The following is a 14,823-nucleotide window of genomic DNA, read 5'->3' on the forward strand; positions in this document are numbered from 1 at the left end:
CAAACCAAACGAAAACAGCCCGCCACTGAGCGGGCTTTTTATTGCCTGGAGAAAAGTATGCCGACCACCGAAACCCGCGGGGTGCGCAACCGCAACCCCGGGAACATCGACTACAACCCGGCCAACAAGTGGCAGGGCCAGCTCCCACCAAACCCAGCGCTTGAGAAGCGGTTCGCCTGTTTCGATGCGCCAGAGAACGGAATCCGCGCCCTGGGCAAGCTGCTGCTGACCTACCAGCGCAAGCACGGGCTCAAGACGGTGAAGGCGATTATCAGTCGCTGGGCGCCGGCGGTAGAGAACGACACGGCTGCCTACGTGCGGGCCGTAGAGGCAAACACCGGCACTCGGCCTGGGGCGGAGATTGACCTGGCCCAGGCCTCGGTCATGGCCGGGTTCGTCAAGGCGATCATCCATCACGAAAATGCAGGGTATGCCTATCCGGATGCGGTGCTGGCCGAAGGCGTGCGGCGGGCTCTGACATGACGCCGGTGCAGAAGCTGTTCGGCGTGCTGGTGCTGGCCAGTCTTCTGATCGCCGCCGGCGCGGGCAGAGCGTGGAGGGTGCAGGACTGGCGCTACGGCAAGCAGCTCGCAGACCTTGCACGGCGGCACCAGGATGATCTGAGTTCGATCACCAATGCTGCGAGCGCCCAGCAGCAGGCCGAGCAAGCCAAGCGCCTGACGCTCGAGCAGCGTCTGGCCACCGCCGACCAATTCCACCACCAGGAGCTGACCAATGCTCAGAAAGACCAAGCTCGCCTGCACGATCGCCTTGCTACTGCTGACCTGCGGCTGTCAGTCCTTGTCGACGCCGCGGATACAGCCAGTTGTAGCAACGTGCCTGCCACCCCCACCACCGGCGGCGTGGTTCATGGAGCCGCGCGCGCCCGACTTGACCCAGCGCATGCTCAACGAATTGTCAGCATCACCGATGCCGGAGACCAAGGACTAATCGCGCTCCGGGCATGCCAAGCGTATGTGAAGAAAATCACAACGCTTTGAAATGGGGTTTGAAAACGCCCAAGCCCTATGCAACCGTCACTCCAGATCTTTTATGAAGCGTTCAAGCGCAGGGGTTGCCAGTTTGCCATACCGGGTAGAGCCGACTTCGTTCAAATGGTGGTTATCTAGGTAAATGAGTGTGTCGTCTTGTAGAGGGATATCTTTAAAGAAACTGTCTTTTGATAGATCAAGGAAAGTGGCGTTCGGATGTGTGGCGGTCAGGTTTCTAACTTTTTCGTTAGCCTTAACCCACTCGGTATTCATTGAGGGGCGCAGGTGCATACCAAGCGTGTTGGCTCGATAGATTCTCTGTGGGTTTAGAGTCATCATGGGGACTTGAGCAAGCACCAAAACTTTTTGATTTCTTTTATCTGCTTCTGATATGAACTCATCAAGTTTCTGCATGAATTCAGTGCTTGCTGATTGATATTGCCACATCCCGGCGATGATTATTCCGGCTGCGCTAGGCGTGTATTTTTTAGCTTCTTCAATTTGTGAGTTACAAGCCGCGCGAGCCCAATCAACGATTCTCTGAGAGTCAAACCCTGGGATGGTGACACAGTTACTCGCTGAAATGACGCTAATTTTTGTGTGGGTCGCATTCCCCACGACATCAGCAAAGTAGTTGAGTTGAGCAGCATGGCTGTCCCCAACCATTAAGAGTGTTTTATTCGAAGAAATATCACCTCTTAGGCATTCACCTACAATCTTTGAATGACATATTTCAGCATCAGGTGCGTAACGAGTCAGGTTCTCAGGCAGAGGTGCTACTAGCTTTGAATTTAAGCTACTTGCAAGAAATAAGGTGCCAATGGTTGCGAAGAATAAACCCAAGCATTTTGTAATTGCCATTTTGTTGGAGTTTGCCCCCCTGAGAGGGGTCTCGATAACCTTGTAAGATATATAAGCCATAATAAATGTGGATGCTGCAAATGCCAATGTCGAATTTACACCTAGCTCATAAGCCCCAGACAGATACCGAATTAGCGCGAGGGTTGGCCAATGCCACAGATAGAGTGAATATGATAACGCCCCTACAAATACCAGTGGTTTAATGGACAAGGCTTGGTTGACAAAGCTGTCTTTGCTAAGGATCAGTAAGGCTACGCCAATACAGGCGGGTAATGCCCAAGCCCCAGGGAAGCCCCTATGCTCATTAATGAAGGCCATGCTCGAGAAAAGTAGTAATAGTCCGATGAATGCAGCGTAATTTGATTTGTTTCTTGTTTTGAGAATACCTGAGGGGATCAGGGCGATTAGTGCGCCGATTAGAAATTCAGGGACTCTGTTGGCCAGAGAAAAATAGATGGATTGACGGAATCCTTTGTGTAACTGAACTTCAGAGTAAATTGTCAAGGTGATAGCAATAATAGACAGTGTCGCTGCTATGTAGCGCCTTGGTACAATCAGCAGAAGTACGGGTAGCAGTAGATAAAACTGCATTTCAATGGCGAGGGACCAAGTGTGAAGTAGCGGTTGTTCGTAGGCGGCTGGTGCAAAGTAGTCATTCTGGCTGGCAAAGAAAGAGTTGCTTTCGAATAGCAATGCCGCTTTCGCGCTTTTTAGAAAGGATCCAAAGTCAACAGGGATCAGGAAGAAGGACGCGATAATGGCTGTAATAGCCAGTAGTGCATAGTAGGCGGGGGCAATACGTTGAATGCGGCTTAAGTAGAAGCCACTTAATGAGAAGTTTTTGTTGTGTTTTTTGCGTAGAATGATGCTGGTGATTAAGAATCCGGAAATAACGAAAAAAATGTCAACACCGATGAAACCACCGGGTAACCAGTTTTTGTTCAGGTGGAAAAGAATAACACTGAGCACAGCCAAGGCTCTCAGGCCTTGAATATCGTTTCTTAATTGTGTGCCGTTACTCATTGCGCCTCTCGGGTCGGTGTTTTGTTTTTTAAAGGGTTAGGATTTTGGTGCGCGATATTACACCACTCCCCTGATCAGGGTTGCTATCTGTGATCTTTGGAAGGTAAGTCATCGTGTATGACTGTTCGCAGGATGAAGCTGTACCTGGACACTCTGGGTATTAAGACGGCCATGGACCTGGCCAAGGACCTGGCCAAGGCCGATCGTGGATGCTGCGCAAGAAGTTCAGCGGGGTGATCGAGAAGACTGCCCGAGAACTGGCAGGCACCCCGTGCCTGGAGCTGACCCGATCCATCGAAGCAGGAGATTTGCTGTAACCGCATGTTCGGCAAGCGGCTGGGTGTGCGCAAAACCACCGCTGGAGGCTACGGTTTCTCGTTTGTATAAGCACAAAAGTACGGATGTTTTGCTCGACTAAATAGTGGGTATATCTTTTTAAAAACAATAGGTTAGGTGTTTTATGGTCCCAGCATGGGGTGCTAGGGGTCGAGTGTTCGAATCATTCCGTCCCGACCATATAATTCAATGACTTAGCCGCTTTCGAGCGGCTTTGTTGTTTCTGCCATAGTGACTTTTCGAGTGACCTTGGCCTTTTTCTTTATGCCTTCTTCCTTTTCAGAATCGTCAGCGTTGGTGCGCGCGAGTCGGGTGCGGATACCTTATTTGCCGCCACAATGAGCTGATCCAATTCCGCCGTCGAAGTAGTGGGCTCGCCGCAATAACCAGCCATCGAGCCGGTTTTTTTGATCACCGTTTATCCATTTCGCGGCACTTGCAAGGCTCTGTTGTTTCTCATGTTTAAGTACGGATTTCCCGAGCATTAGAACGGAGAGCCAGCATGAACATTGACGAAAATGCACCTGGTAGCTGGTCGCAGCAGGGCGTAGAGCGAGCCTCGGACAGCGAAGCAGGCCATGACCCAAAGCGTAAGGAACCTAAGATTCCATTGCCTGCGAACGATGAAGCGCCAGTCGATGAAGAGATGATCGACGTAGATGTAAACAACTCGGTGTCGAGTGAGCATCCAGAAGCAGGGAAAAGCGGTTCCTGACGTTGCTCATGCTGGCACTGTTCGGACCCGGGACTGGAATCGACAGGCTGATACTGATGGGGCGACATCGCGTCTGCCGACGGTCAGCACCGCTTCCCGCGCACCTTCCAGACTCTCCCCTCGGGAGGCCAGCGACTAGGAAACCAGGACCTGCTCTCTCGTCATCCGCAGCCTGGTCGATTGTTTGCAACAGCCCGTGCCCGCCACGAGCACCGTTAGTGGAAGCAGGAGAAACCCATGCCGATCATTGGCAATCGATTCTATTGCCTAGACCTATTAAAAATTTGCCCTTTTGATATCCCCGAGAGTGTTCTGCAAGTAAACCGTATAGGGCAGCAGTAGGGTATCTGCTATCCCGGAGATCCCCATATCTAGAGCAATCAACGCTGCTGAAGGGTGTCCATCAAAACCAGTAGTCTGGCGGGGGGGAGCGTTGAGTGCACAGTAGTCAAGAACGACACCGCTGTAAGTTCTTGGTACTGAATCGCAATGGGAGTGCCAACGGGCCAGTTTGTTGCTTGAGACTGCATCGTCCCGGAAAGTGGTATTGATTGTTCCGCACCCTGATGCTGAAACGGCTGTGATGATCACTAGAGCGCACTTGAGACTCATCAGATTGGCTCTTGGCAAAAATTGAAGATTAACCGAAGCCGCGAGATCGCGTTTTTATTGCCTTGAGAAACGTATGCCGATGAGCCAGCAACTGCTGCAGATCCTCCCGAATACCGGCCCTGTTGTCGGCGTTTTTGTTCCAGTGCTGAATCGGGCGATGACCGGATTCAAGATCGACAGCCGTGTTCGCCAAGGTGCATTCCTGGCATAGGTCGAACATGAGTCAGGCCAGTTCCTGCGCTTGGTGGGAAAATTAATTCGCATTCACTCCAGTTAGTTATCTGAGTATCGACAACGGGTTGGCATGAGCGGGAGTTGTTGGAGGCTATTAAGACCTGCTGTAGTTGGCTAGTTCAGTTCCGTCACAAAAATTTAAGTGGTTGTCAGATCAGCCCTCCCCCCCCCCTCTAAGAAAACAGCAATAGAGGGGCGGGGTTTCGAGTAGTGCTAAGTTGTTTTGAATGGTGCTTGCTCAAGAGCTATCAAGCAGGAACAGCCTCGTTATATTTCACTTCCTCAAATGCAGCTGTTTGGAAACTACCAATATTGCTGGAGTTGAAATAGGTATTGCCGTTGATATCACCAATGGTGCCTGTCAACAGAACGTTATAACTATTGCCCAGGTTCTGCAGGTTGACTTTGAGGCCTATGTATAGGGTGACAGGGCCTAAGGTGACTGTGGATGCCAATGACTGTACGGGTGAGATAGGTGTCAGAACAGCTGCCCACAGGATAGTGCGGCCATAATTGAATGTAACATAGAATGTTGGATTGTCCTTGTTGTAGTTGTAAGTAACTACAGTGTAGCAGTTGACGGTCAGATGAGTTTGGTCGCTTTTTGATGGAACGAAATTAATAGTCATGCTGAATTCCTTTTCAAGTGTTTTGAGATGTTGTGGTCAAGTTGCATTTTTGCTTATTTAATATAGGTCTGAAAAGTCGACTGTCAAATAGATATCTTTAAGTTTTGGACAAGGCGACGGGCGGCAAAGATATCCCTGGTGCGGGCATAAATTATTAAACTGAATAACACTTATTCTAAAATCAAAATAAGTAGTTGGTTTGAGCGTTTCATTATGGTGAGTCGTCTGACCTGTATCTCTTCGTCACGGTACCTGGCCGGGTGATGCGCCACGGCGCAGCCGGTAGGACTTTCTCGCGTGGCGATGCCGCTTGCCGATGGCTCAAGTGGCCTAAATAAAGAACGGACGATCAAAGAAGGGCCCACCGTAAGGTGGGCCCTGTTCGTTTCTGTAATGGCCAAGGCTGATCGGGTAGCACCCTCATCTGAACGGAGAGTGCGCCCATCGAACCTCAGACCAGGCTGATCATGTCCGCGCTCAGTTGCGCGGGGTTGAACCCTACCAGGGTGATGCTGCTGTCTCCCGCCACGATCAGGCTGTCGCTGCCTTGCTGGCTGGTGGCGCTGAGGACGGCGGCCGTGGAGGCGAACAAGGACTTGGAAAACACCAACTGATCGAAGCCGTTCTGGTGAACGTTGAAGTCGCTGATCACGTCATGGCCGAAGCCGCCCACGTCGAAGACAAACAGATCGCTGCCCACACCGCCGCTGAGGGTGTCGTTGCCCAGGCCACCCACCAGGATGTCGTTGTGCGCGCCGCCGTAGAGTGCGTCGTTGCCATTGCCGCCGAGCAGGGTGTCGTTGCCGTTTCCACCGTGCAGCAGGTCATTGCCCGCGCCACCTTCGATAAGGTCGTCGCCGCCCTGGCCGAAGATCAGGTCGCGGGAGGCGGTACCCTTCAGCAGGTCTGCCAACTGTGTGCCTTCGGTGGCCTTGGCGTAGCTCTTGTCCGACCCGAACAGGCCTTCGAAATCAAGCTTGCTGCCGGTCACGGTAAAGGCCGGGGTCAAGGCCTGGCCCAGAAGGCCCTCGAACTCGACATGCTCGACGTCGTGCAGCTCCTTGAGGCCGTAACGCCCATTGGTGTCGTTGAGAAACAGGCTGCCATCGCTCAGGCGCACGGCTTCGTAACTGGTGACCGTACCCTGCAGGAAGACTTTGTCGTCGCCCACCCCTCCCGCGACGATATCGGTGCCGGTGCTGACCCTGAAGCTGTCGTTGCCGGCGAAGCCGTCGAGGAAGTCGTCGTTCCTGCCGTCCTGCAGCTTGTCCGCGCTGTCCGTGCCGAGGAGAAAGGCCGGTGTGCCGAAGTGGTTGGAGGTGGGGGAGTATTTGTCGCTGACCCAGGTAAAGCTGCGGCTGACCGGGTCGAGGTTGCTGATGACGATGGTGCTGTCACGCTCGATGTAGTCGTAGAACGTCGACTGGCCGATGCGCTGGATGGGGTTGATGAAAACGCCTTCCAGGTGCGCCACCCAACCGTTGGGATTGATCACGGAGAAGGGGCCGTTGGGCCAGGTGGGCAAAGCGTAGACCGTGTCGAACAGCACGATGTTGTCGGTGGTCGAGGTGTAGCTGGCGTCACTGCCTTTGAGGGCCGCGAGAATGGCGCCGCTCAGGTCGGTCTGTTCGCCGATGAGCCGGTGCACGATGTCGTTTTCGAAGCCGAAGTTGAAGATGCCGTCGCTGTTGCTGGCCTTTGGCGACGCCATGCCGAAGTAGTCCGAATCCTTGAAAAAGCCGTCGGCCAGGTTTTCCCTGCCCAGGTACATGCTGTTGGTCACGGAGCCGCCCTGGCTGTAGCCGGTGACCAGCACATCCTTGCCCGTCAGGTTATGGCTGGTGGCGTAGTTCTTGATCGAGTCGAGCAGGTAGTCGTAGCCGTGGATATAGGAGTTGTCGATCATTGCCGGATAGCCCAGCAAGTCCATCGGCGAGTTGGTGCCGGCAATCGAAAAGCCCATTTTCACCAGCTTGCCGCTCTCGTCGTATTGGCCGAATACCTTGGCCTGGGAGCCGGATACGTTTTCGCCCTTGAAGCTGCCTGTCAGGTCGAGGTGGCTGCCGTCGATGCCCAGGTCGCTGGCACTGATCTCGCGCCAGCCCTTGGGCAGGACAAAGGTGTTGCCTTCGCCCAGGACCGCCCCGGGCAAGTGGTAGAGCGCGCCTACTGTCGCTACGCCGCTGGTGTAGGTGGCCAGGTTCCAGGCATCTGAAATCAGCACGCGGCCGTCTTGGCCCTTGTAGTCGAATATCGCCATGGTTCGTTTTCCCTCACAAACTAAAAAGTCATGAACAAAAACAAGAGCTGAAGTCTTCTTGTTCTTCTTCGCTCGGATTTCGGAGCCTGGTGACTGCGCGCTCCGGAATCTGCGCCCAAGCTACTCATTCATGTGGAGGGCGTGGGCCAGGCAAGGGGGGTGTTGGCACGATCGTCCTAGTGAAAGCCCGATCCAGCCGCTATAAATCCGGCGTCATTACAGTTTGATTAGCTCGAGGGTGGCTCGCAGCCGCCCATCCTCTCTACCTTCCAACCCGGGCGTCAGCCGCGGCGGCGAACCCTGAGCAACATGCGCGCAAGAATGTCGTCCTTGTCGAAGAAGTGATGCTTGAACGCCGCCAGCACGTGGACCAGGATCAAGGCGCCGGCGCCCCAGGACAGCAGGCGATGTATCCACATGGCCAGGTCGTAGCGGGACTGATCCACCGGCGCTATGGGCGGCAGGTTGAACAGACCCAGCAGCGGTATAGGGTGACCGGCGACCGAACTCCAGTACCAGCCCGAAAGCGGCACGGCCAACATGGCGATCAGGTAGAGCAGGGCGTGGGCGATATGGGCGATACCGGACATCGCCCTGGAGACGCTGCTGGGCATGGCCGGGTAGCGGTGGGTCAAGCGATAGCAGAGCCGGGCAAGCAGCAGGAACAGCACGGTGCTGGCAATCGCCTTGTGCACGAAGACCGCCGGGCCGCCCCTGGGCACATCGCCACGCAGGTTGGCGGAGTAAAAACCGATCAGCCAGGCGCCGATGATGATCAGCGCCATGCTCCAGTGGAAAAGCCGTGCTGCCAGACTGTAGGAAGCATTCATAGGGACAATCTGCCGTTGTGAAAGGTGGAAGGACTCCGGGTTGCCGTCGGTTGAGTCAACCGGGTGTCGCCTCCTTGGCTCGGAACGCGATGGCGGCCTTGGGTCGAGGGCGATCGCGGAAGGAGTATTTCAACAGATATTTGTATTTACAAGTGTTGCATTTGCAATAGTTGTAAGTGCATGTTTTCCACCATCTCCATTCGGGCAGTGTCGAATGAAAGGGACAGGCGCATTTCACCGGATCAGCTCAACGACGTAACATGCCCCCGCGCAGAGCCGTCTCAGCAATGGATACCGAGGTCTGAACCTTTGAACAGTTACTGTTTTTCCACCGCCGTCCCTTACCTGGTCACTCGTGTCGGGGTGCGCATGGGCGAGTGCTTTTCCCAGGAGCTTGGCGAGCATGGCCTGACGCTGGTCATGTACCGAGTGCTTGCGGTGCTTCGGGAACAGGGCGGGCTCAGCCTTGGCGAGCTGGGCGGACGGGTTTCGGCGGAGATCTCCACCTTGTCGCGGCAAGTGACCAACATGCAGAAGCTGGGGCTGATCCTGCGCGAGCGGCAGGACGCCAATGGCCGTCAGGTCTGCATCAGCCTGACGCCCGCGGGGTTGGCCCTGGTGGAGTCGCTGGTACCACGGGCGATGTATTGGGAGGAGGTGGCCATCCAGGGTTTCAGCGAGGCGGAAGTGGAGCAGCTCAAAGCCATGCTGATGCGCATGCACGCCAACCTGGCGAAGGTGCCGGACGTGTCGACAACCAACTGAAAATACCCCGTTGCACAAGGCTGGCCGGGCACATCGAGGTTTCAGCGAAGCCGCACTGAAACCGCCCTGAAACCGCCCTGTGCCCGGCGAACAATCCCCGCCTTACCCCCAGCGCCGGAACAGCACGCTGGCATTCACCCCGCCAAAGCCGAAGCCGTTGGACATGGCGTATTCCATCGCCAGCGGCTGGGCCTGGCCACGAATCAGGTTGAGGCCTTCGGCTCCGGCATCCGGGTTTTCCAGGTTGAGGGTGGCGGGGGCGATCTGGTCGCGCAGCGCCAGGATGGTAAAGATCGCTTCGATCCCGCCGGCGGCGCCCAGCAGGTGGCCGGTGGCCGACTTGGTCGAGGTGATGGCCAGGTCGCTGTGGTTGCCAAACACGCTCTTGATCGCCGCCAGCTCGCCTTTGTCGCCCACCGGGGTCGAGGTCGCGTGGGCGTTCAGGTGCTGGACCTGCGACGGCTCGACGCCGGCCTGACGCAACGCCTGCTGCATGGCGCGGCGGGCACCGTCGCCGTCCTCCGGCCCGGCGGTCATGTGATAGGCGTCGGCGCTGGTGCCGTAGCCCACCAGTTCGGCGATCGGCGTGGCACCCCGGGCCAGGGCGTGTTCCAGCTCCTCGATCACCAGCAGCCCGGCGCCTTCGCCCATCACGAAGCCGTCGCGCGCCTGGTCGAAGGGCCGCGATGCGCGTTCCGGCGTGTCGTTGAAGTCGCTCGACAGGGCGCGCGCAGCCGCGAAACCGGCCAGGCTGACCCGGTGAATCGTGGCTTCCGTGCCACCGCAGACCGCGACGTCGATCTCCCCGGCGCGAATCATCCGCGCGGCGTCGCCGATGGCCTGGACGCCCGCGGCGCAGGCCGTCACCGGCGTGCCCAGCGGCCCCTTCAGGCCATGCTGGATCGACACATGACCGGCGGCCATATTGCTGAGGAAGGACGGAATGGTGAACGGCGAAAGACGGCGCGGCCCCTTGCTGTCGGTGGTGCGCACGGCGTCGGCGATGGCCGGGAAACCGCCCACGCCCGACGCGATGATGGTGGCGGTACGTTCCTGCGCCTCTGCCGTCTGCGGCGCCCAGCCGGCCTGGGCCAGCGCCTCCTGGGCGGCGGCGAGGGCGAACAGGATGAAGCGGTCCATCTTGCGCTGTTCCTTGGGCGCCAGCAGCGCGTCCGGATCGAAGCCGGCCTGCGGGTCCTCGGTGCGGTCGGGAACCTGGCCGCCGATGCTGATCGGCAGGTCGCCGATCAGTTCTTCCGGTAGCCGGCGGATACCCGATTGCCCGGCCAGCAGGCGTTGCCAGACCTGTTCGACGCCGCAGCCCAGCGGGGTCAATGCGCCCATGCCGGTGACGACAATGCGTTTGTTCATGACCTTTCAGCTCCTTCATCTCGTGTGGGGTGTGTCGCTCTATGGACGTCACTATCATCATGAAAGTAACATGCCCGGACCACAAATACGCAACTGCGAAATCCGAGGAACCGCCATGCAACGCAAGACCCTCCTTCACGACGAGTGCCCGATTGCCCGCAGTCTGGAACGGGTGGGCGAGTGGTGGAGCATCCTGATCATGCGCGACGCCCTGCATGGCCTGCGGCGTTTCGAGGAGTTTTCCCGCAGCCTGCAGATCGCCCCCAATATGCTCACCCGGCGTTTGAATTCGCTGGTCGAGGACGGCTTGCTGGAGCGCCAGGCCTACAGTCAGCGGCCGTTGCGCTACCAATATGTGCCGACGGCTCGGGGCGAGGATTTTCGTGTGGTGCTGATGGCGTTCGTCGCCTGGGGCAATCGTCATTACGCGCCGGAAGGAGAAAGCGTGCAGATCGTCGAGCGCGCCACCGGCCGGCCGGTGCGGCCGATGATGGCCGACCTGGCCGATGGCCGCCCGGTGCCGCTGGAGGCGTGCACGGTCCAGGCCGGGCCGATGGCCAGCGAAGGCATACGTCAGCGCCTGGGAGCGCTGTGGGCGATGGAGGCTGAGGGCGAGGCCTGAGAGGCCGCGAATCGCCGCGGCCCCCTTGGCTTAACGACAGGCGCTTGTCACTGGTCTTTTTCGCAGTTGACCATCCACGAGGCGCCGAAGCGGTCGACCAGCATGCCGAAGCGCGCCGCCCAGAAGGTGGCCTCCAGCGGCATCTGCACAGTGCCCTGTTCCGCCAGCGCGGCGAACACCCGCTCGGCCTCGGCGATGCTGTCGACATTCAGCGATATCGAGCAGCCGTGGATACCCGAATAAGGCCGGTCGGGCGTGCTGTCCGAACCCATGATGGCCTGGTCGCCCACCAGCAGGCGGGTGTGGATGACCCGGTCGTGACACTCGGCGGGAACATGGTCGCGAGCGGGGCTCTCGCCGAAGGTCATCATCACTTCGAAGGTGCCTTGCAGGCACTGGGCGTAGAACTTGAAGGCGGCGGCGCAATCGCCGTTGAAGATCAGATAGGGATTGATTTTCATGCTGGGACTCCCGGATGGCAGGGGCCGCGGGCGCGCCGGGTGAGCCGGCCCGCTGGCAAAAGCTGATGGGGTGAGGCCTTCACTAGCAAAGCCTAAACCTGTGTGGCAGTGGGCTTGTTTTTAGACGGATTTCTCATGGCCCCGTGGCGGGTTATCACCCTTGGGGCACCCCTGTCAGGCCCGCCGCCCGGTTGGCGGCGGGCCTAGGCTGGTGGCTACACCAGCCGGGTCTGGGGCATGCCCAGCAGGCCGGTCAGGCGGTCCATGATTGCCTGTTGCCGGGCGCGGTCGGCCAGGTAGTCGGCCTCGGCGCTGGCCACATCGGCCGAGCAGTGCGGGCAGGTGGTTTCGTGGGCATGGATGTACTGCCAGCAGCCGCGGCACAGCGCCAGCTGGGTGGGCAGGCGTCCTTCCTCGGGGGATTTCTGCCCCTGGTTGATCCACGCCAGCTTGATCACCTGGCCGCTGTCGCTGACGCTGCTGACCGTTTCGCCGGTGTCGATGCGTTCGGTGATCAGGTCGAAGCGACCGACCGCGAACGACGCCTGGGCGGCGTCCTCGAGTTTGACGATGCGTTCGCGCAGGCCCTTCTTCTGCAGGTCCAGGGCGCGGTAGTGGCAGTACGGATTGTTGCCGGGCTTGCCCAGCAGCGAGTGCGAGGTCCAGGTGCAGCCGCCGCGGCACACGTCGTTGTAGTAGCAGGTGCGGCAATAACCCCAGAGGTCGTCGACCGAACGCAGGCGGCCAAAATGCATGCCCTCGCTGTAGTGCCAGATGTCGTGCAGGTTCATGTCGCGCACATTGCCGCCGGAGAACCCCACCGTCGCCAGCGAAGGGCAGCCCTTGACCGTGCCGTCGGCTTCCAGGGCCAGCACCGTTTGCCCGGCGGCGCAGCCGCTCCAGTGCACGCGCTCGTCGCCGAAGCCGCGCCACATATGCTCGTAAGGGCCGTAGTAACCGATGTTGTTGCCCACGTTCATCAGCAGGCCGCGTTCCTGGCCTTCGCGGTAGAGACGCGCGAGCAGCGGCATCACTTCCAGCAGTTGATAGGGTTGCAGCAGCAGTTCCGGGTGGTCCACCGCGTTGCCCATGGCCACCGTCAGTTGGATCTGCCAATGGGTGGCGCCCAGTTCGATGATCTGGTTCATCAGCTCCGGCAAGTCGGGCAGGGTGGCCGCGCCGATCTGCGTGTTGACGCTGACCGCGAGCCCGGCCTGCTTGGCCCGGCGCAGGGTGTCCACGGCCTTGTCGAAGGAGCCTGGGACATTGCGCACGGCGTCGTGCAAGGGCGCCAGGCCGTCCAGCGAAACCCCCACGCCGTTGAGCCCGGCCTCCACCGCAGCCTGCATTTTCGCCGGGGTCAGGTTGCGCCCGCCGGTCTGGATCGCGCAGTAGATGCCATGGTCGTGGATGGCCTGGATCAGGCGGGTCCAGTCCTTGCGCAAATAGGCTTCGCCGCCGATCAGGGTGACCTCCCGCGTGCCGAGGGCGGCGAGGGCGTCGATCACGTCGAGGCATTCCTGGGTGTTCAATTCATTGGGGCGTCGGTGGCCGGCGCGCGAGCCGCAATGCAAGCATTTGAGGTCGCAGGCGAGGGTGATTTCCCAGACCACATGCACCGGTACGTAACGCTTGAGGTCGGTTTCGCTGAGGTAGCGGGCGGGGCGATTAGCTGACATGGACAGTCCTTTGCGCGCACACAGGCGCGCGGCACGAACCTGGCGGATGTCCGCGCCGTCCCTGGCGATGCCGGCCCGGGCGGACAAAGGGTTTGCCAGTGGGGACCCGGGCCTGGCCCTGGGGAAGGCCAGGCCCGGACGCCACCTTTCAGCGAGCTTCGAGGCGGGCGATCTCGGCGTTCAGCTGCTGCAAGGCGCTGCGCAGCGCATCGCCGCTGGCCAGTTGCTGTTCGCCCTGGCGGACGACCGCCTTGAGCTGCGCCAGGTCACCGCTGCTTTGCGCCTGCTGCACCGCCACCGCATACAGCGGCACGGGGTGATGAGGCACGGGCTCGGGGTGCGGGATCGACGCCTGGCTGACCGTGGCGTGCTGCACGTCCTGCCAGTTGCCCTGGTAGCAGTATTTGTAGCTGGCGAAACCGCTGGCCCAGTCGAGCCCGAGAATCCCGTGCAGTTGGAAGGTCGCGGCGATCTGGCTGGTCGGACCGCTGGGGTTGCCGGTCAGGCTCAGGATGATGTGGCCTTCGGTCGACGGGTGCAGCTGTAACTGGGAGTAGTCGCCCCACACGTCGGCGAAGAAGTTCACCGGCGGGTAGGTGCTCTTGAACACTCGGGCCACGCCGCTGACTTTTTTCTGCACGGTGTTGACCAACAGGTCGAGGGTCAGAACCGGGGCACCCAACAGCCCCGTGGTGGCTTGGATGCGGGTATGGAACAGTCCAGTTTGCATGGTGCAACTCCTTGTTCTTGTTCAGGGAAGCCGGATGGGTTGGCGCGCCATGGTCAGCGCCGCTCGAGCCTGCCGATCTCGTCCTTGGCCGCGTCCAGCGCGCTGCGCAGCTGGGGCAATTGCTCCAGTTGCTGCTGGGCCAGGCTGGCCAGGCTCTTCATCTGGGCCAGGTCGCCACTGGCGATGGCGCCATGGATCGGCGCGGCATACAGCGGGGTGATCGGTGGATAGGGCAGCAGGACCGGGCCGGGCTCCAGCGGTATCGGCAAGGCCGAGAAGGCGTAGGAGGGCACCGACTCGACGAGGTGGGCGGGAACGTTCTCCACCGATACCCAGCGCTGGCCGTTGTAGTACTGGTAGTTGGCGATGCCGTTCTTCCAGTCGTGATCCACCACCAGTTGAATCTTGAAAGTGATGATCGAGTTCGAGCCCGGCCCGCCCTGATTACCCTGGGCGGTGACCAGGATCTTGCTGGTGCTGGGTGGCATGACGGTCAGGTAGGTGTATTGCCCCCACACATCGGACTGCAGCTCCAGCGGCGGGTTGGTGGCCTGGGTCACCAGCGAGGTGCCGCGCACGGTCTGCTCGGGGGTGTAGACCAGAAGGTCGAGGGTGAGGCTCGGCGCGCCGGGGATCGAAGTGCCGATCCGGTAGCTGAGGGGAAACAAGCCAAGATTGGACGAAGTGGAACCGGACATGATTG

The 14,823-nt window shown here is 59.0% G+C and carries 15 protein-coding genes and 2 pseudogenes; 7 read left to right on the top strand and 10 right to left on the bottom strand.

Features of this window, described 5'->3' with window-relative positions; all coding sequences use genetic code 11:
- Positions 1-57 precede the first annotated feature (57 nt).
- Complete coding sequence (locus J4E58_RS02160) at positions 58-483, top strand: structural protein (RefSeq protein WP_087088437.1); 426 nt, start codon at positions 58-60, stop codon at positions 481-483.
- The gene (locus J4E58_RS02165; RefSeq protein WP_087088435.1) at positions 480-1,001 is read left to right on the top strand and encodes a lysis system i-spanin subunit Rz; all 522 of its coding nucleotides are present in this window, start codon (positions 480-482) and stop codon (positions 999-1,001) included. Before J4E58_RS02160 ends, J4E58_RS02165 begins: the two co-directional genes overlap by 4 nt.
- Positions 1,002-1,037: 36 nt before the next feature.
- Here J4E58_RS02165 and J4E58_RS02170 read toward each other — a convergent pair whose 3' ends face one another.
- Positions 1,038-2,876, bottom strand: a complete 1,839-nt coding sequence (locus J4E58_RS02170) for an acyltransferase family protein (protein WP_087088433.1) — start codon at positions 2,874-2,876, stop codon at positions 1,038-1,040.
- A 126-nt stretch (positions 2,877-3,002) separates the two neighbouring features.
- Between J4E58_RS02170 and J4E58_RS02175 the strand changes: the two are divergent.
- Both J4E58_RS02175 and J4E58_RS02180 read left to right on the top strand, forming a co-directional pair.
- Positions 3,003-3,215, top strand: a pseudogene (locus tag J4E58_RS02175) (DNA polymerase V subunit UmuC); the annotation flags it as partial.
- A 499-nt stretch (positions 3,216-3,714) separates the two neighbouring features.
- Positions 3,715-3,927: a hypothetical protein gene (locus J4E58_RS02180; RefSeq protein WP_087088431.1), complete on the top strand. Its 213-nt coding sequence runs from the start codon at positions 3,715-3,717 to the stop codon at positions 3,925-3,927.
- 276 nt (positions 3,928-4,203) lie between these two features.
- On the opposite strand, the gene J4E58_RS02185 is transcribed toward J4E58_RS02180, so the two are convergent.
- Complete coding sequence (locus J4E58_RS02185) at positions 4,204-4,539, bottom strand: YceK/YidQ family lipoprotein (RefSeq protein WP_087088429.1); 336 nt, start codon at positions 4,537-4,539, stop codon at positions 4,204-4,206.
- A gap of 73 nt (positions 4,540-4,612) precedes the next feature.
- Between J4E58_RS02185 and J4E58_RS31880 the strand changes: the two are divergent.
- Positions 4,613-4,747: pseudogene (locus J4E58_RS31880) on the top strand (glycoside hydrolase family 19 protein); the annotation flags it as partial.
- 274 nt (positions 4,748-5,021) lie between these two features.
- Here J4E58_RS31880 and J4E58_RS02190 read toward each other — a convergent pair.
- From J4E58_RS02190 to J4E58_RS02200, 3 genes are all read right to left on the bottom strand, one after another.
- Positions 5,022-5,402, bottom strand: a complete 381-nt coding sequence (locus J4E58_RS02190) for a hypothetical protein (RefSeq protein ID WP_143481870.1) — start codon at positions 5,400-5,402, stop codon at positions 5,022-5,024.
- Between the two features lie 451 nt (positions 5,403-5,853).
- The gene (locus J4E58_RS02195) at positions 5,854-7,662 is read right to left on the bottom strand and encodes a calcium-binding protein (RefSeq protein ID WP_087088427.1); all 1,809 of its coding nucleotides are present in this window, start codon (positions 7,660-7,662) and stop codon (positions 5,854-5,856) included.
- 281 nt (positions 7,663-7,943) lie between these two features.
- Positions 7,944-8,492 carry a cytochrome b gene (locus J4E58_RS02200; RefSeq protein ID WP_087088425.1) on the bottom strand — a complete coding sequence of 183 codons (549 nt, stop codon included), beginning with the start codon at positions 8,490-8,492 and terminating at the stop codon, positions 7,944-7,946.
- A gap of 309 nt (positions 8,493-8,801) precedes the next feature.
- Here J4E58_RS02200 and J4E58_RS02205 point away from each other — a divergent pair, with 309 nt between their 5' ends.
- Positions 8,802-9,257 carry a MarR family winged helix-turn-helix transcriptional regulator gene (locus J4E58_RS02205; RefSeq protein WP_207255304.1) on the top strand — a complete coding sequence of 152 codons (456 nt, stop codon included), beginning with the start codon at positions 8,802-8,804 and terminating at the stop codon, positions 9,255-9,257.
- A gap of 102 nt (positions 9,258-9,359) precedes the next feature.
- Here the strand turns inward: J4E58_RS02205 and fabF are convergent, their stop codons facing one another.
- Positions 9,360-10,628, bottom strand: coding sequence for a beta-ketoacyl-ACP synthase II (fabF, locus tag J4E58_RS02210; RefSeq protein WP_087088423.1), 1,269 nt, complete (start codon positions 10,626-10,628; stop codon positions 9,360-9,362).
- A 115-nt stretch (positions 10,629-10,743) separates the two neighbouring features.
- On the opposite strand from fabF, the gene J4E58_RS02215 reads away from it, so the two are divergent.
- On the top strand, positions 10,744-11,250 hold the full coding sequence (locus J4E58_RS02215) for a helix-turn-helix domain-containing protein (RefSeq protein ID WP_087088421.1): 507 nt from the start codon (positions 10,744-10,746) through the stop codon (positions 11,248-11,250).
- Positions 11,251-11,297: 47 nt separating this feature from the next.
- On the opposite strand, the gene J4E58_RS02220 is transcribed toward J4E58_RS02215, so the two are convergent.
- The 4 genes from J4E58_RS02220 to J4E58_RS02235 form a co-directional block, all read right to left on the bottom strand.
- Positions 11,298-11,711 (bottom strand): VOC family protein, encoded by a 414-nt coding sequence (locus J4E58_RS02220; protein ID WP_087088419.1) that lies wholly within the window; start codon positions 11,709-11,711, stop codon positions 11,298-11,300.
- A 215-nt stretch (positions 11,712-11,926) separates the two neighbouring features.
- Positions 11,927-13,390: a GDL motif peptide-associated radical SAM/SPASM maturase gene (locus J4E58_RS02225; protein ID WP_007932309.1), complete on the bottom strand. Its 1,464-nt coding sequence runs from the start codon at positions 13,388-13,390 to the stop codon at positions 11,927-11,929.
- Positions 13,391-13,538: 148 nt separating this feature from the next.
- A complete protein-coding gene (locus J4E58_RS02230; protein ID WP_087088417.1) occupies positions 13,539-14,120 on the bottom strand; it encodes a DUF1842 domain-containing protein in 582 nt (193 codons plus the stop codon).
- Positions 14,121-14,173: 53 nt separating this feature from the next.
- Positions 14,174-14,818: a DUF1842 domain-containing protein gene (locus J4E58_RS02235; protein ID WP_053260436.1), complete on the bottom strand. Its 645-nt coding sequence runs from the start codon at positions 14,816-14,818 to the stop codon at positions 14,174-14,176.
- Between the last annotated feature and the right edge of the window lie 5 nt (positions 14,819-14,823).

Source organism: Pseudomonas sp. FW305-25 (assembly GCF_017351415.1).
In the GTDB taxonomy this organism is placed as follows: domain Bacteria; phylum Pseudomonadota; class Gammaproteobacteria; order Pseudomonadales; family Pseudomonadaceae; genus Aquipseudomonas; species Aquipseudomonas chlororaphis.